This window comes from Dysgonomonas termitidis (assembly GCF_042654545.1).
Lineage (GTDB): Bacteria > Bacteroidota > Bacteroidia > Bacteroidales > Dysgonomonadaceae > Dysgonomonas > Dysgonomonas termitidis.
In genome coordinates this window covers 146,611-164,261 of the sequence record NZ_JBHSGN010000054.1, presented here as the reverse complement: position 1 = coordinate 164,261, position 17,651 = coordinate 146,611, and the positions used below count along the sequence as shown (strand labels likewise).

Below are 17,651 nucleotides of genomic sequence, written 5' to 3'. Positions count from 1 at the left end.
ATTCAGATTGTTATTCGTAGAAAAGTCAATGTATCTCTAAATTCTTAGGCTGTCTTCTGGCTTACTCCATTTTTGAATTGCCTTCCCAATATTCAGTCAACAGTGAGCAGTTAACAGTTAACAAAAATGATAACGAATAACTGATGATTGATGGCTGTTAATCAGTGGCTATAAGTTTTGTTCAAAAAATATCAGTGATTAGTATTAACCGTTCACTGAAAAGAGCTTACAGCAGCGGGTCTGCCCGGGATTCTCACCCGGTTCCCTTTTCACCATCCTTTAAGAACATAAAGGATGACACCAAAACCATGACAAAGGTAGATATTTTATCTTAAATTGCTATATGACTGGCAGTAGAAAATTTATTTTGTATGTGTAGATGTGATAGTTCCATGCAATGGTTATTATTCCAGATGACGACCGCCGCACTTTTTAATGATTTTCCGACATCGATTAACCGCTGATTGCTGCTACCTCTGAAGATAAGGGATTCATCTTTTAATGATTCAACATATCGCCCGTCTACAAGTACATCTATGTAGGGAAGTATCCGGGATAGCCTTTCCGACCTTATGATTTGTTCATAAATATAGCCCGTGTAGCACCAGATGTTTTTATCTGTTTCGGATTTGATCCTTCGGGCTAGTTCTGTAAACCCTTCTACCTGCATAAAGGGATCGCCTCCCGTAAAAGTTACATTGGAAAACTCGGATTCCTTGAGTTTCTCCAATAAGCTATCAATGGAGTATGCTTTACCATTCCCGATATCCCACGAATGGGGATTGTGGCACCCTTTGCAAAGGTGTGCACACCCGGCGGCATAGATGGCAGTCCGGAATCCGGGGCCATCTACAGTGGTGTCGTGTACGATATCCAGTATCGATATATTGCTATTCATGGACAATACGGTCATTAAGTTCAGCAAGTTTTGCGCTATTCCATCTATCGGTAGTGCCTACCAGATAGCCTGTTATACGTTGCAGGCGGTCTATCTGCATGCTTCCGCAACGGGGGCACTCATTTATTTGTGTAGCGGCATTTTCGTATCCGCATTTCAGGCAACGGTTCCGGTTATGGTTCACCGAGGCGTAGCCGATATTATATTTATCCATCATATCTACAACAGTCATAATAGCTTCTGGATTATGAGTCGCGTCGCCATCCATCTCGACATAAAATATATGTCCTCCACGCGTAAGATCGTGATAGGGAGCCTCTATTTTAGCTTTCCGATGTGCGCTGCATGAATAATATACAGGTACATGATTTGAGTTTGTATAATACTCCCGGTCTGTAATTCCTTCAATAAGTCCGAAATCTTTTTTGTCGCGTCGTGTAAACCGCCCGGCAAGTCCTTCGGCGGGAGTGGCCAGTACGCTATAGTTGTGCTGATATTTATCAGAAAATTCATTTACCCGGTCTCTCATATATGTTATTATTTCCAGACCTAGTTTCTGGGCGGTTTCGTCTTCTCCGTGGTGCTTGCCGGTAAGGGCAACCAAGGCTTCGGCCAGCCCGATGAACCCTATGCCAAGTGTGCCCTGATTGATAACTTTCTCTATTGTATCCTCACCTGCCAGCTGCTCGCAACCTTCCCATAGCACCGACATTAATAACGGGAATTGTTTGGGAGCGGCTGTCTTTTGGAACTCGAAGCGGCGATGCAATTGGAGGGCGGCCAGCCCGAGCATCTGATCCAGTTTCCTGTAAAAGCAGTCGATCCGTTCCTTCTCGTTTTCTATGTTTCTGCATTCCAGAGCAATGCGTACCAGATTGAGTGTAGAGAAAGAAAGATTGCCTCTGCCTACCGATGTTTTCTTTCCAAAACGGTTTTCAAATACGCGGGTACGGCAGCCCATTGTCGCCACTTCATATTCAAAACGGCGGGGATCGTTCTCATTCCATTCTTCATGTTGGTTGAATGTCGCGTCCAGATTCAGAAAGTTAGGGAAGAAACGATGTGCGCTCACCTTGCATGCCAGTTGGTATAAATCGTAATTCCGGTCTGTTGGTAAATAGCTTACTCCCCGCTTCTTTTTCCATATCTGTATCGGGAAAATGGCTGTTACTCCGTTGCCCACGCCTTCATCTGTGCTGATTAACAGTTCCCGCATGATGCATCTTCCTTCGGCAGAAGTATCCGTTCCATAATTAATAGAACTGAATACCACCTGATTGCCTCCCCGGGAGTGTATGGTGTTCATGTTATGGATGAAGGCTTCCATCGACTGGTGTACACGGCTCACTGTACGGTTTATGGCATGTTGGATAATTCTTTCGTCACCATGTAATCCGGTCAGGTCTTTTGATAAGTAATCCTCTATTGGTGTTTCGTAAAGGTGTTTGTAGTCCAGTCCGTTTATCTGTTCCAGCACTTTTATTTCTTCAATAAAACTACGCCTGACAAAAGGTGCCAGATAAAAATCAAAAGCAGGGATGGACTGGCCACCATGCATTTCATTCTGGGCTGTTTCCATGGATATGCAGCCAATCATGCTCGCTGTTTCTATACGTTTGGCAGGACGCGATTCTCCATGTCCGGCATTGAATCCATGCTGAAGTATCTTATCTAATGGGTGCTGTACACAAGTGAGGCTTTTGGTCGGATAATAGTCCTTGTCGTGAATATGTAAATAGTTTTGGCGGACGGCTTCTTTTACTTCCGGCAGCAGCAGATAGTCGTCAACAAAAGGCTTCGTAGTTTCACTCGCGAATTTCATCATCATTCCTGCCGGAGTATCAGCGTTCATGTTGGCATTTTCGCGTGTGATATCGTTCGATTTGGTCTCTATGATTTCGAGGAACATGTCCCGTGTTTTGGCCTTTCGGGCAATGCTGCGCTGGTCGCGGTAAGCGATATATTTTTTAGCTGCTTCTTTCCGTGGGCTTTTCATCAGTTCCACTTCTACCATATCCTGGATTTGCTCTACGGTCATTTGCTCGTTACCCTGGCAAGAGATAAAATCCGTGATGCGTCTTATCAGGGAAGAGTCTTCTCCTTGTTCGGTGTGTAACATGGCTTTGCGGATAGCTGCCATTATCTTTTCTTCATTGAAGCCGACTATGCGTCCGTCTCTTTTTATGACTGTCTGAATCATGGTTGTATTATGTTATGAGTAAAAGAAAGTATTCGACCCGCTTTCGCGTCGTCAATTGTTGATTAATGATACATTGCTTCAATGTAACTGACGGGGATAGAGACCAAAATAGGCGAAGAGAGATTAAAGATGTAAAGTCACCGCATATTCTATTCTATCGCTTTTCTCCCGAAAGCTACGAATGTATACACGGCAGGTCTTCTGACTTATTTCCCGGTTAGGAGCCTTCCCAATGTTCAGTTAACAGTGAGCAGTAAGCAGTTAACAAAATGATAACTGAAACTGATGACCGGTAACTGTCGATCAGTGGCGTGAGGGCCTAACCTTTTCTTGAAATTTACAGCTACGGGGATAGTTCAGGACTTGCACCTGATTCCCTTTTCATCTGATTTTATTTCAGAACCGTATATGGTAACAAAGGTAGATTATTTTTTTATATGGTTTTCAAAAATGAGATTTATTTATTGAAAAATAATGCCAAAGTTTCCCGAAATAAATTCTAAGTTATACAATATTAGATAAATAAAACTTTTATATTGTTGAAAAGTTTCCTAAATTGGATAATTTACGATATTAATTTATCTTTATTCCGGATGATTTGCCGATAACTACAGAAAAAAATATTTTCTCAAAATGTTATTATTTCGATTTTTTATTCCAACTTTGTATCTGATTATTGGTGTTACAAGTCCGCATCTTCGGATAAGTAATGAAAAAGGGAATCAGGTGCAAGTCCTGAACAGACCCGCTGCTGTAACCTCTTTTCAGTGAACAGTTAACAGTCATCAGTTAACATTCATTGATGTTGTTCCGAGCGATACCCAATGCCACTGGTCGACAGATAACTGTCTATCGGGAAGGCTGCACGGAGCAAGAGTGAGTCAGAAGACCTGCCAGTAATAGTATGATTTTGTCTTTCGAGGATTAGAGGCAAGTTGGAGAAGTAAAAATTCATGTTCGGATAAAGCTGGTTTTGTGCAACAGTCAAAGTTGCATTGTGTTGGTTATATATGATAACTAAGATCCCTGCAAGAGCCGCCGACAGAATCACTTATTCTCCCGGAGATTAATTTTATAAAGCAAACAAAATGGAAAATGTTTTGCCGGAGGACAAAGGTATGTCCGCTACAAAATTTGCCGATCTGATTTTGGAGGTCAGTACGATTCTGTTAGAGTCAGGCGCTCACTGTGAACGTATAAACCGGAATGTGCAACGTATTGCCGATACGACTTGTTTTAAGGTGGAGATGCTTCTCTCCTTTACTGCTGTATCGGTAACGGTTACAGATCGTGAAAATCCCGAAAATACAGTAACCGGAAACAAGCGGGTGAGGCATCATGGTGCGCATTTCGGCGTATTGACAAATACCAGTTTGTTAACATGGAAGCTGTTTGAGAATAAAATTTCGTTGGGTGAGCTGGAAAATTGCCTGAATGAGATAAAAGCCGCACCTAAACATCCTGTTTGGCTGATACGCGTTTTTATCGGGGTAGCATGTGGTTGTTTATGTTTGCTTGCCGGAGGCGACTGGATGGACGGAGCTTTTGCCTTTATAGCGTCACTCATGGGGCTTACAGTGCGTCAGGAAATGGTAAAAAAGGGTTTCAATCTGATGGTTGCCGTTGTATGTTCTGCTTTTGCGACTACAACGATCTCCGGCATGAATGTATTGTTCGGTTGTGGCTTATCGCCCGATATATCGGTAGCAACCGCTGTCCTGTTCCTTATACCGGGGGTCCCGTTGATTAATTGTATTATAGATTTGCTGGAGGGGTATATACCCACGGGAATTGCGCGTGGGGCATTCGGCGGCTTTATTTTGTTATGTATAGCGATCGGCATGTTTATGAGTATGTCATTGATAGGTATTAATAATTTTTAGAGATGATGATAGATATATTAAGAGATGCTTTTCTAAGCTTTTTTGTAGCAATAGGCTTCGCGCTTCTTTTCGAGACCCCCCGAAAAGCTTTGCTGATTGCAGGATTGTTAGGAGGGGTAGGGCATTGTATCCGGTTTGTGCTGTTGCAATTGGATTATGGTTTGGTCGCATCTACACTTTGCGGGACTGTATTTATCGGGCTTGCCGGAATTTATTGCGCCCACCGTATACATACGCCTCCTGTCGTTTTTACGCTTCCTGCCTGCATTACGATGATTCCCGGCTTATATGCATACCGCACGATGCTCGGTTGTATCAGGATATACGAAGAGGGGATGGATAATAAAGGTTCGTCATTGCTGCAGGATACCGCATATAACTTTATTCTTACCTCTTCGCTATTGTTTTGTCTGGCGATCGGTATTTGCATTGCCGCACTCGTTTTTCGTAAAAAAAGTGTGAAAGATATAAAGAAAATCAGGGATTTGGGTATAAAGATTTTTTGAACTAATAAAGACTTGAATTCATCAATTGAGATGCTTATAAGCATTTCTTCCTGAAGGCAGGGGATGGCTAAAGTGTTAAGAATATCTAACCGGATGTAATAAACCGGGAATGGGGGCGACTAACCTTTTGTAGGTGGCTTTTATTGCTTAATTAGATAATAGCCGGGATTTAATAATGCATTTCCTATTATAACTTATTCTTGTTGTTTTACTTACTGATACAAAGAGTTGGCTCGTGTCCTTAAAAAAGCTTATAATCAAGGATTAATTAAAAGGGAAATCCTCTGGAAATAAGTTTTTATGTATATTTGTAAGCTTTAATCAATTAAATTAACAAATACTCAAATATGAATATAGCTCTCATCGGATATGGTAAAATGGGACATGAAATAGAAAAGATAGCTGTTTCGAGAGGTCACAATATTGTATCTGTCATAGATGTAAATAATACGGATGATTTCGGTTCGTCCGCGTTCAAAAGTGCTGATGTGGCAATCGAATTTTCTACGCCTGACAGTGCGATAGATAATTACAGAAAATGTTTTGCTGCACACGTTCCTGTAGTTGCAGGAACAACAGGTTGGCTCGAACATATGGATGAAGTGAAAAAAGCGTGCTCGGAAGGCGTACAGACTTTCTTCTATGCATCGAATTATAGCCTGGGAGTAAATATCTTCTTTGTGTTAAATAAGTATCTGGCACGGATAATGAATAATTATCCGGACTATGATGTGAAGATGGAGGAGATACATCATATTCATAAATTGGATGCTCCAAGCGGAACAGCTATAACGCTTGCAGAAGGTGTAATTGAAAATATCAGCCGCAAGGAACGCTGGAATCTTGAAGTTGAAGAAAAACAATCAGATCTGGCTATCCATTGTATCCGTGAAGGAGAAGTTCCCGGCATACACGAAATAATATATGAGTCGGATGCCGATATTATCAGCATCAAGCATGACGCGAAAAGCCGGAAAGGGTTTGCTTTGGGAGCAGTTATTGCCGCTGAATTTACCAAAGGTAAAAAAGGCTTCCTGGGAATGGATGATATGCTTAAATTTTAAAATAAGGTCGTAAACCTACTTTTACTTACAATATGGAAAATAACACTAAAAAAGATGGCGCGCAGCAAAAACGCAAATCCGGCGTAAGGCAATGGATATATGCCGTTCTTGCATGTATATTGTGTGTCTTGTTTGTTATCTGGACAGGATACTGGGGAGTCCTGATTCTCATTCCCGTTTTTATAGATATCTATATTACGAAATTTATCCCGTGGGGAGCATGGCGCAATGCTAAGAATCCGCATATGAGGAAAGTGCTCGACTGGGTAGATGCTATTGTTTTCGCATTGGTAGGTGTATGGATCATTAATACATTCTTTTTCCAGAATTACCAGATACCGACTTCATCTCTCGAAAAATCGCTCTTAGTAGGAGATTTCCTTTGTGTAAGCAAGGTTAGTTATGGGGCGCGTTCCCCGATGACTCCATTCTCACTGCCATTGATGCAACATACGTTTCCTGTTGGCGGATTTAAGTCGTATCTCGAAAAACCGCAGTTGGAATATAAACGGTTTGCAGGCACAGGGCATATAGAACGCAACGATATAGTCGTGTTCAACTATCCGTCCGGAGATACGGTAGCGCTTAATTATCAGAATGGGGATTATTACGGGCTGGCTAAAAGGGTTGGGCGTGATGTGGTATGGAATGATAAAAGGACATATGGGGATGTAGTCTACAGGCCTGTAGACAGACGGGAAAATTATGTAAAGCGGTGTGTCGGGTTACCCGGAGAAACTATAGAACTTATAAATGATATTGTTTACATAAATGATAAACCGATTGCCAGTCCCGAAAACATGCAGCTATTGTATTTTATCCAGACAGACGGTACTGAGATAGCTGCAAAGATATTTGAAGAATTAGGCGCCAGTGAGGATGACTATTTATATACCAACAGTATGGGGCAAAAAATGGTATATTCATTTAATCCCATGGGTATAGAAGGCGCGGACAGTCTGAGGCTGGCCAGTCTCGGATTTAAGTATAATAATGGAAGTTTCGGCCTCGCGTATCAGATTCCTCTGACAAAAGCAATGGTTGAAAAAATAAAAGAAAAACCTTTTGTGCTGACAGTCTTTCCAATGAATGAGTTTAAGAAAAAAGCAGGGATCAAGCGTGATGTTGATAATGGCGACTATGTATATCCTATTACATGGACTCAGGATTGCTATTCAGGTGACTTTCCTAAAATATGGATTCCTAAACGTGGCGAAACTATAAAATTTGATACGGATGTGGATTATAAAGTTGCGGCTTATATCCGCTGTATCAAAAATTATGAACATAATGATTTTGACTATCGTGACGGCAAAGTGTATATCAACGGGCAACAAGCCGATTCTTATACATTCAAATATGACTATTACTTCATGATGGGTGATAACCGCGATAATTCTGCCGACTCCCGTTCCTGGGGATTTGTTCCCGAAGATCATGTCGTAGGCAAACCGTTGTTTATATGGTTGTCTCTGGATAAGGATAAAGGATGGTTTAGCGGTAAGATTCGCTGGAACAGATTATTTACATCGGGGAACAAAAAATGAGCCAGTCCCCTAATCCCCCGGAGGGGCCTTGCAGGGAGGGTAAGGATGAATACTTGTTGACCGTAACTTGTAACTGCCCGTAGGGCGAAGTAACCTGTAACTAATTCAATGTCGTCAAAAAAGAAAAATATATACGTTTATCTGGGCAAAGTAATTCTTGTTACTTTGCTCATTGTTTTACTGGTGCGTAGCTTCTTTCTTGAATCATTCTCGGTTTCCTCTGCCCAAATGGAGACTACATTGCTGAAAGGAGATAAGATACTGATTAATAAAACGGCCTATGGCATCCGTATGCCGGTAACTTTATTGAGCATTCCATTTACATTTGACAAGATATTCGGCATGAAAGCATACTCTACAGCCCTGCAAGCGCCTTATAAAAGGTTCTTTGCACACGCTGCGGACAGAGACGACATCGTGCTTTTCAATAATCCTCTGGAAACAGATAAACCTTTGGATAAGCGAAGCTTGTTGCTTAGCCGTTGTATTGCCTTGCCCGGAGATTCTATCCGGATAGAGAGTGGATTGTTTATCATAAACGGAAGGCCGTATCTGAGCAGCCCTGGTACAATAGAAGAATATTATTTCAGGGTATCGGCCAAAAAAGAATTGGAAGATGTGGCAAAGGGAATGCATATACCTATGCCTTTAGGTATAGGGCAAGGGGATAGTATAATCACCCAATTGAGTAAATACGACGCATTTGTGCTGAATGAAAGTTTGTCGGATTCGCTGACACTTGTTCCCTGCAAAAAGGACACTCTGCAAAGCCACACATTCCTGATTCCATTCAAAGGGAAGATAATAGATTTGAGCGAAAGTAACCTTGTCGTATACAAGCAGATAATTTTGCAGGAACTGGAAGGACAAGATGCTAAAATTGAGGACGGTGAACTGTTGATAAATGGTATAAAACAGACCGGCTATACATTCGAAGACAGTTATTACTGGATGTTGTCCGATAACAGGACTTATTCTACAGATTCACGTTCCATCGGGTTCATTCCGTTCAGTAGTATTATTGGTAAAGCATGCCTGATCTGGCATAGTTCGGACGAAAACGGTACAAGGGCGGAACGTTGTTTCTCTTCCATAAAATAAGTGATAGATGAAATTAAATGATATATACCTTTCTTCAGCATACCTTGCCCCGGTTCAGTATTATACAAAGTTTCTTCTTGCCAACCGTATTTTTATAGAGCAAAATGATAACTATATAAAGCAGACATACCGGAACCGTTGCACTATTGTCTCGGCAAATGGCGGAATATCCCTGTCTATCCCTGTCGAACACTCCTCGAAAGACAAAACATTGATGAAAGATATCAGGATTGCCGGACATGGTAACTGGCAGCATATGCACTGGAATGCTATTGTGTCGGCATATAATTCGACACCTTTTTTCGAATACTATCAGGATGATTTTTATCCGTTCTATCATAAAAAATATTCCTTCCTGTTCGACTACAATAAAGAATTAAATGATCTGATTCTCCGGTTACTGGATATAAATCTGCCTCAGATAGAATATACGGCAGCTTATAAGACCGAACTTGCAGATACGGAGTCCGATCTCAGAGAGCTGATTCATCCCAAAAAAGATTGGAAATCGTTAGACCCGGATTTCTCTCCCATACCGTATTATCAGGTTTTCGAACAGAAATTCGGATTCATTGCTAATATGAGTATCATTGATCTATTGTTCAATATGGGAAATGAAAGCCAGATAGTGCTTGCTGGTTCGGTGAATGAAAGATTATGAGCTTTTGGAAAATAGTTTATTTGTATAATAAGCTGTTCGGCATTAATTTATAGGTCTTTGGACCGTTGGTTGTTAATTTTTTTCGACGAGTAAGTATAGGATAATAGCTATACACATTCTCTATTTGTTATCTTTCCACTTATTATCGGGAATAGATCTGTATCGTCCCCAGAATTTGTAATGGGTTAATGATGAATATGAAATGAGCTTCCCAATCCATTTTGTCTTGAGGAAGAGATGCTGTAACCTGTACAGTGCGAACAGCAATAGCATGAAGATGGATGTGAAGATGGCTGATCTTATAAAGCCGGATTGAATATTGCTTGAGATAAAATGATGTATAAAGCAGGATGACGCAAATGATGCTGTCAGTGAGACGGTGAGAAACAATCCGTGTGCGGTTTCGATCGCTTTCTTTGGGCATTCGTTCATGCATTTCATACAGCTTTCGCACTTGTATGTCCAGAATGGCCGTGAGCCTGTATCCCTGATTGCTTTCACAGGACATTGCTTTATACATGAGCCGCAGTTGTCACAATCGGGAGAAGCATAGAAAGATTTTGCGAGGGCAAACCGTCCGACAAGGTAATAGGCCAAAGCAACAGGGGATATGAGAATATCCTGCACGATGTCCTTGTCAGAGGCAAAGTCAGGTTTGCCGGATAATATCTTTTGGCAGTGCTTTTCGAGACGTGCATAATTTTTCTGGTGCAGGAATTTTACCGACTTGCCGTTCAATGCCGGATGAATGGATATCCAGTTTGAAGGCATGTCGAAGGGGATTTGTCCTGTGATATGATAGCCCTTTTTCTTCAGGATGAATGCGGATAACATGAAACTAATCCCTGTAAGGCCGGGAGTAATGAAACGACCGATTCTGAGTCCGGCTCTGGTGTTCATCAGCACCACCTTGTTTTCCCCTTTTGGAAAGCGGCGGATAAAGTCAAGAGTTATCCTGGGGTAGTTAAAGCCGTGTACAGGCGAGATGATAACAATCAATGTCCCGTGTTCCGGTACTTGTGTCTTGGAATTGATTTTTGAAATATCTGTCAATTGACATTCAATTCCGCTGTTAACAGCAAATCCGGAAAACCACATAGCCACCCGCCGGGCGTTGCCTGTGCCCGAAAAGTAAAACACATGTGCTTTCCCGAGTTTGTCCATGTACAGAACAGGTTTTTATTTTTCTGCGAGGAGTTCGTCTATTACTTTATTGAAGTCTTGCTTAAACTCTTCGTAGAACAACCCTGTCGCCGGACCGTTGAAGCCGGTGTGTATCTTGCGGACTTTACCCTTCTTGTCGATAAAAATAGTAGTGGGGTATCCCATTATTTTGCTTACCTGAGGTAGAGCTTTGGCAGTTGCATCATCGCCCAGCTTACCCGCGAATAAGATATCATATGTGGTATCGTAACGTTTCGCCAGACGGGAAAGAACTGTCTTTACATATTCAGGATCATCTTTACGCTCAAAGGCGAGGCCTATGATTTCCACGCCGCGATCTTTGTTTTCTTTATACCATGGCGATAAGTATTCCATCTCGTCGAGGCAATTAGGACACCAGCTGCCAAGTATGGATACAATCACAACCTTGTCTTTGAACTTAGGATCGGATAACGATACTTTATTGCCCTCGATATCTGGGAAGGTAAAATCAAGACGGTCGAAACCCTTTTTCATGTACGCAAGGCTGTAAGGGTCGGCGAGTGCCGCTTCGGCATTACGTTTTCCAATGAGCTTAGTTACGCCCCTGGTAGTGTAAAACTCTCCCGTAAAGTTATCGCTCCCTGCAAACCGGCCTTTAATCAGGTAAGGACTTAATCCGGCAAAGGCAGAGAATTGAAAGCCATCGTTTGTTAATGCACCTTCAAGATAACGAAGGTCTCCGGCATTGGTAAGTATAGAGCCTGTAAGTATATCCCCGCCCTGATTGAATATGCCTACATTGCGTGCCGTATCGCCTTTCGGGCTGATGAAATCAATGTCCCATTTTCCGGCCAGAGATGTTGTCGCAGGAGTTGCCGCTTTTTCGAAGCGGGGTGCGTCCGTTTTCACTGCGGAGAAAGGCACGCCTTCATCGCCGCCTTCGACAAAGAGTTTTATAAATCGTCCGTCGAATTTTCCGTTGCTGATGACACCTCTTATTTCAGCATCATAAGCTTCGATGGGAATGATTACTGTATCAGTAGAATAGCGGATGCCTTTGAGTGGTACGCGTTCAGCTCCGTTAATCAGATATACCGTGGCAGAGTCTGTCGCAGCATCTGCGACATCGAAGAGGAACGGGAATTTCTCACCGGAGACGGAGAACTCGCCGCGCCATTTGCCATCGGCCAGTCTGTTATTTACTTCCTTGTTGCATGAGGCCAGAGAGATCAGCCCGGCCAGGCTTGCTATTATATACTTTTTCATATGCTAAAAAATTAGTCCTGACCATTCTTGCCCTGCCATAGTTTGTGGTAGATCTTATGGGAGTAATTACACCACATTTCCGGGGCAGCAGGCGAAGAATGTATCAGGACAAAAATACATACTAGTTTTTAAATATCCACGGCTTTGTCTCTATTTTATCACTACCCTGTGCCGACAGTGCCTGCTGATAGTTTGCCCTATTCACGTTCTGCTCTTTGGTAGGATAATACAGCCGGCTGGGAACACCTCCGTCTCCGAAGAGAGGGTCGAAACGATATGTTACAGTGTTGGCTTCTATTTCGCCTTCGAATATGATGTCGCCTTCCTTTATGAGGAAATCGGGGAATCCGGTGCGGCGATATTCACTCCATGCTTCCAGCCCCTGCATATATAATGCGATGTATTTCTGGGTTAAGACATTCTTCTGGTTAGCCGCAGGCAGCTTGGACAGGTAGTCTGTAACTTTGTCGGCAGCGACGCCCCATTTTTCAAGCGAGGCTCGTACTCCTGCCTGATAATCGTTTTGGCTCCAGTTGTTGTATTCGGAAATAAGGAATGCAACTTCTGAGTATTCCATCAGGATTTCCGCATAATTCGCCGCATTGATCGCCGCTCCCGGCAAACTGACGTTATTGGCGGAGAATTTTCCGGCCTGATCGTTTGCAAGGCCATATGGCAGGCCTATATAGGTATTCGTGGCTGTTGCCGGTAATGCATATGCGGATAAACGTGGGTCGGCTACAGGGAGTGCCGGATTACTGCCTTTTAGCAAATCGACAAGGATGTGAGAAACGGCGAAGTCTTTCCGGTTGGCTGTTACGGTGGCCCTGTAAAGAGGAGCTTCATTTGGAGATGTACCGGAATATTTGAATGCGGCATTGTCTGAATTGCTTGTGAACACACCTTTGCTTAATGCGTCTTCGAAATGTTGTCTGTATAATGCGCTGTCCTTCTCCTTTAAGCGGGTGGCAAAACGCAAGCGTAATGAATTAGCTAGTTTGGCCCATTTCAGGTGCTTTCCTCTGTAAATGATATCCGCCTTATTAAAGGTAGAGTCATCCGGATATTTGAGGAGTGTATCACTGGCGGCTTTTAGCTCATTCAGGAAATCGGCATAGATCTTTTCTTGTGGTGCATATGCCGGGGTAATATTTTCGGGGTTTTGTTGCAGAGCCTGAAAATCTGCATCTTTATTGCCATAAGACTGGTAAGGGATATTTCCGAACACGTCAGTCAATGCATAAAAGGTATAGGTTTTCAATATCCGGCTGATGGCAATCTGAGTTGAGTTACGCCCTATACCATTGGCGGAGGCTACATCTTTTGTTGCAGGATCAGTGTTGAGCCTTATTATTTCCTCCAGATTATTCAATGTCTTATAGAGCCCTTTCCAGTAATCGTCCGAGTAGCTGAACGGAATGTCGTAGCGGGACTGTGTTGTATAAGTATTCTGTGAAAAATATTGCACAAACAGTATAGAGCCTCTTAATGATACTTGTTCGCTGCGTAGGTTATCTACCAGTAATTTCTCGGAAGAAGTGATCAAAGATGTAGTAGGTACAGATGATGGGCGGTTGGGATCTTCATTGATATCATCTACGCATGATGTGAATAATAACAATGATGTGAAAGCACCTAGTATATATAGTTTATTTATTTTCATAATCTTTTTGTTGTCTTTTAAAATTTGAACCCAAGGTTTAATCCGTATGTTACCGGAGTAGGGATATTTCCTCCTTCTATACCTTGTACATTGCCACTGCTGTTTGTCAGTTCCGGGTCTATATCTTTACTTTTTGTGTAAATATTCCATAGGTTGCGGGCATAGGCAGTAACGCTGACACTTTCTATCTTCCATTTCGGCAGTTTGAATGTATAACCGAATGTCAGCTCTCTTAGCTTGATAAATGTCGCATCGAATACAGTATAGGCTGTCGGCCCATTATATTGGTTCTGCGCCCAGGCCTGAGCGGTTATATTCTTCGTGTTTTGAGCAGTATTGCTTACAGTATATGTACCATCGGAATTGAATACGACATCTCCTGTAACGCCATCCAACACAGTCCCTGTTTCACGGATATTATTAGCCGCAGTTGATTTCAGTATACCGGAATACATACCCACTTTATAGGTCTGGGAGAAAAACTTGCCTCCTACCCGTGAGTCGATAAGGAAACCGAAAGAGAAGTCTTTATATCTTAACTGATTCTGGAAACTCCACAAGAAGTCGGGCAACACACTGCCTAGCGGAACAAACTGATCTGTACGCATATACACACCGTCTTTATCCACGACCTTTTGTCCGTCAGGTGCATATACAAAGTCATATCCCATTATCTGTCCGTAACTATCCCCTTCTTTAGCCACCAGAGATACCAGTGTATTACTTAGCTGGAGAGTGTTTACAGCTTCAGAGAGTGTGATGATCTTATTGCTGTTTTTAGAGAAGTTTGCAATAGCTGTCCAATCCCAGTCTTTTTGTCTGATAGGGTTCACTGTCAATGTAGCCTCTATGCCTTTATTATTTATCTTTCCGGCATTGATCAGCTTATAGCTATATCCGAAAGCATCGGAAGTAGGCAGTGAAATAATCTGGTTGCGGCTGTTGTTATTATAATAGGTGACGTCGAGCCCTAATAGATTATCGAAGAGTTGTAATTGTAATCCGGTTTCCCATGAAGATGTTATTTCCGGCTTCAGTTCCGGATTATTCAATTTCTCAGGAAGTGTATAAACGATATTGCCATCGAATGAATTCAGGGCTTCATAAGTCTTATATAATTGATAAGGGTCTGTATCGTTACCCACCTGTGCCCAGCCTAAACGGATCTTAGCAAATGACAGCCAGCTTTGTTCTTTCAACGCCGGTAGTTCGGTCAGAATGAAAGACGATGTGAGAGATGGATAAAGGAATGAGTTATTATCTTCCGGTAATGTTGATGACCAGTCGTTACGCAATGTCCCGTCTACATACAACATGCTTTTCCATCCATAAGAGAAGCTACCATAGACTGACGATATGGCTTTCTTGTACAACCCGGTCGATGGGTTCACAATAATAGACGCAGCATTGTTCAGACTGTAATATTCAGGGATGGCAAGTCCTCCCGAAGTTTGGATGTCGCTTACCCGTCTGTTGCGCCTCATGTAGTTCGCACCGGCATTTGCTACCAGTGAGTGATCTCCCCAACGGTTGTTGGTTGTAGCCAGGAATTCATAGTTAAACTCATCGAATTTCTGTGAATACTCCTGATATTGGGACTGTGAACGTGAATAATAAGCAATTCGGTCTTGAGAATTGTATTGATAAACATCTCCGTTGATCCGTCCGGTCAGGCTAAGCCATGTTGTAGGGGTTACTGTTAATCCTACATTTCCATAAAAGCGGTCCCTGTTTTCTTTCAGGTAACTTTCATATGCCGACCAGTATGGGTTATCGATGTATTTGGTCTTTTCTCCGGCAGCTGTATTTTCCCAGCTTGTCCTGTTCCATGCGCGGGGTGTTCCGTCGGCTCTTTTATATTCTTTCAACTTTTGATAGTCGACCTGCACTTGTCCCCATTGGTATGCCTCGAGTATGATGTTACGGTTCGAGGCTCCTGTCCACGGACGGCCTGTGGATTTGTTATTTATATAGTTCACATTTCCGAAGAATGATACAAGGGAGCCTTTGGTGCTACCTGATATATTTATGGAGTTACGCCCTAAAGATGAATTCGGGATAGTCCCTTTTACGTTCTTGTTTGTAAATGATACGCGAAAAGTACCTGTTGCCGTATTCTTGGACAGGGCGATATTATTTGTATTTGATACGCCTGTACGGAAGAAGTCTTCCACATCGTGTTTCGGATAAACCCATGGCTGAGGATTCAGATAATCGGCTGTATATTCAGGATCGAGATTATACCAGTGCAATACAGGTGTTCCGTCCAGTTTCGGGCCCCAGCTTTCGTCAGCCGCGTAATCCACTATATTATATTCTTTTCCGTCGATAGTCGCCTTTTGAAAAGTGGTGCTGTATCCCCCGCCATATAGTTTCTGACGTTCAGGCAGGCGGACTACTTTTTCGAACTCAATACCGGTATTTACCTGTATATCTATACGGTCATCTCTTCTATCTCCTTTTTTCGTGGTGATGAGGATTACCCCGTTAGCTGCACGTGTACCGTATAAGGCGGCTGCAGAAGGACCTTTCAGTACGCTAATGTCTGCGATGTCGTCAGGGTTGATGTCCTGAATTGTACTACCCACATCTTTTCCTGCACTACCATTTATCGTGGCAGATGTATTCATATCTGTATTGTCCAACGGAACGCCATCTATTATGTATAATGGCTGGTTGTTTCCCGTAATAGAGTTTATACCTCGTAAAGTTACTCTGGACGATCCTCCCATATTTCCTCCACTGGAAATAACCTGTAATCCTGCTATCTTGCCCGACAATGCGCTCAAAGCATTGGTCGGCCTTGTTTCCAATGCCTCACCTGATACTCCCTGAACAGCATATCCAAGCGCTTTCTTTTCACGGGGAATGTTTAATGAAGTGATGACCACCTCGTCCAGTTCTGTAGCCTTTTCTTTCAGAACTACATTTATAGATGTATTCGTCAATACTTTTGCTTCATGTGTCTCGAATCCCAAAAAGGAGAAGACTAAAGTTTCATTTTTCTGTGCGGAAATGGAATAATAACCATCTTCGTTGGTCAGTGTGCCAGTCCGAAGATTACCTTTAATCTGAACAGTAACTCCCGGAAGTTCCAGGCCTGTAGCATCGGTAACACGTCCTTTGATGACAAACTCTTGATCTGTTTGGGCAAATAGTAGTATTGTAAAGGCATTTAACAATAGTAATAATTTTATTTTTCTCAATCCTAACATAGTTTTTGTAGTTTATTCAAATATTTTTATAGATGCAATAAATATCTTGTTGTTAAAAACAGATAATATTTATCACAAAAGTATAACGACTATGTTGCGTGTGAAATCCCTTTTATGTGGTATTTATATACCTAAAACATGGTATAGCTTTAACCTGTTACGAGTATTTGGCCCCCTTTGGGGGCCCCTTTAAAAAAACACCTCCTTTTTGGGGAAGTTGGAAGGCTAAAAGGTAACACAGATCAATGTGCCGATTGACTAATATGCCGATGTGTCAATAGCGCGAAGCTACTTTACAATTAATAGTTAACAGTCATCAACTCGTAAGATGTAAAAACTTTGCGCCTTTGCGTAAAACAAAATAAAGTATCTTGTAACCCGTAACTGTTAAAAGGTAACAAAGGTAACACTTGTTTCAGTTAACAGTAAACAGTCATCAGTAAACAGTATCGTGGTTTGTCATGCTGAGAGAAACGAAGCATCTCGTCAGGGAGTAGTTAA

Annotated in this window: 12 protein-coding genes and 3 riboswitches; of the genes, 6 read left to right on the top strand and 6 right to left on the bottom strand. The window is 42.3% G+C overall.

Annotated features, from left to right (window positions below; all coding sequences use genetic code 11):
• Positions 1 to 30: 30 nt before the first annotated feature.
• Positions 31 to 320, bottom strand: a riboswitch (cobalamin riboswitch).
• Between the two features lie 11 nt (positions 321 to 331).
• Both nrdG and ACFO6W_RS07025 read right to left on the bottom strand, forming a co-directional pair.
• Entirely contained in the window at positions 332 to 898 is a 567-nt protein-coding gene (gene nrdG, locus ACFO6W_RS07030; RefSeq protein WP_379994715.1) for an anaerobic ribonucleoside-triphosphate reductase activating protein, read from the bottom strand.
• Positions 891 to 3,098 (bottom strand): anaerobic ribonucleoside triphosphate reductase, encoded by a 2,208-nt coding sequence (locus ACFO6W_RS07025; RefSeq protein ID WP_379994713.1) that lies wholly within the window; start codon positions 3,096 to 3,098, stop codon positions 891 to 893. Before ACFO6W_RS07025 ends, nrdG begins: the two co-directional genes overlap by 8 nt.
• 174 nt (positions 3,099 to 3,272) lie before the next feature.
• Positions 3,273 to 3,520: riboswitch (cobalamin riboswitch) on the bottom strand.
• Positions 3,521 to 3,758: 238 nt separating this feature from the next.
• A riboswitch (cobalamin riboswitch) is annotated at positions 3,759 to 4,010 on the top strand.
• A gap of 176 nt (positions 4,011 to 4,186) precedes the next feature.
• On the opposite strand from ACFO6W_RS07025, the gene ACFO6W_RS07020 reads away from it, so the two are divergent.
• From ACFO6W_RS07020 to ACFO6W_RS06995, 6 genes are all read left to right on the top strand, one after another.
• A complete protein-coding gene (locus tag ACFO6W_RS07020) occupies positions 4,187 to 4,981 on the top strand; it encodes a threonine/serine exporter family protein (protein WP_379994710.1) in 795 nt (264 codons plus the stop codon).
• A 2-nt stretch (positions 4,982 to 4,983) separates the two neighbouring features.
• Entirely contained in the window at positions 4,984 to 5,487 is a 504-nt protein-coding gene (locus tag ACFO6W_RS07015) for a threonine/serine exporter family protein (protein WP_379994707.1), read from the top strand.
• Positions 5,488 to 5,834: 347 nt separating this feature from the next.
• A complete protein-coding gene (gene dapB, locus ACFO6W_RS07010) occupies positions 5,835 to 6,551 on the top strand; it encodes a 4-hydroxy-tetrahydrodipicolinate reductase (protein ID WP_379994705.1) in 717 nt (238 codons plus the stop codon).
• 32 nt (positions 6,552 to 6,583) lie between these two features.
• Positions 6,584 to 8,098: a signal peptidase I gene (gene lepB / locus ACFO6W_RS07005; protein WP_379994703.1), complete on the top strand. Its 1,515-nt coding sequence runs from the start codon at positions 6,584 to 6,586 to the stop codon at positions 8,096 to 8,098.
• A gap of 108 nt (positions 8,099 to 8,206) precedes the next feature.
• The gene (gene lepB, locus ACFO6W_RS07000) at positions 8,207 to 9,199 is read left to right on the top strand and encodes a signal peptidase I (protein ID WP_379994700.1); all 993 of its coding nucleotides are present in this window, start codon (positions 8,207 to 8,209) and stop codon (positions 9,197 to 9,199) included.
• 7 nt (positions 9,200 to 9,206) lie between these two features.
• Positions 9,207 to 9,860 (top strand): WbqC family protein, encoded by a 654-nt coding sequence (locus tag ACFO6W_RS06995; protein WP_379994698.1) that lies wholly within the window; start codon positions 9,207 to 9,209, stop codon positions 9,858 to 9,860.
• Positions 9,861 to 9,980: 120 nt separating this feature from the next.
• On the opposite strand, the gene ACFO6W_RS06990 is transcribed toward ACFO6W_RS06995, so the two are convergent.
• The 4 genes from ACFO6W_RS06990 to ACFO6W_RS06975 form a co-directional block, all read right to left on the bottom strand.
• Complete coding sequence (locus ACFO6W_RS06990; RefSeq protein ID WP_379994696.1) at positions 9,981 to 11,024, bottom strand: EFR1 family ferrodoxin; 1,044 nt, start codon at positions 11,022 to 11,024, stop codon at positions 9,981 to 9,983.
• Positions 11,025 to 11,039: 15 nt separating this feature from the next.
• Positions 11,040 to 12,272 (bottom strand): TlpA disulfide reductase family protein, encoded by a 1,233-nt coding sequence (locus ACFO6W_RS06985; RefSeq protein WP_379994694.1) that lies wholly within the window; start codon positions 12,270 to 12,272, stop codon positions 11,040 to 11,042.
• 121 nt (positions 12,273 to 12,393) lie between these two features.
• Positions 12,394 to 13,935, bottom strand: a complete 1,542-nt coding sequence (locus ACFO6W_RS06980) for a SusD/RagB family nutrient-binding outer membrane lipoprotein (RefSeq protein ID WP_379994692.1) — start codon at positions 13,933 to 13,935, stop codon at positions 12,394 to 12,396.
• Between the two features lie 17 nt (positions 13,936 to 13,952).
• Positions 13,953 to 17,150, bottom strand: a complete 3,198-nt coding sequence (locus tag ACFO6W_RS06975; RefSeq protein ID WP_379994690.1) for a SusC/RagA family TonB-linked outer membrane protein — start codon at positions 17,148 to 17,150, stop codon at positions 13,953 to 13,955.
• Between the last annotated feature and the right edge of the window lie 501 nt (positions 17,151 to 17,651).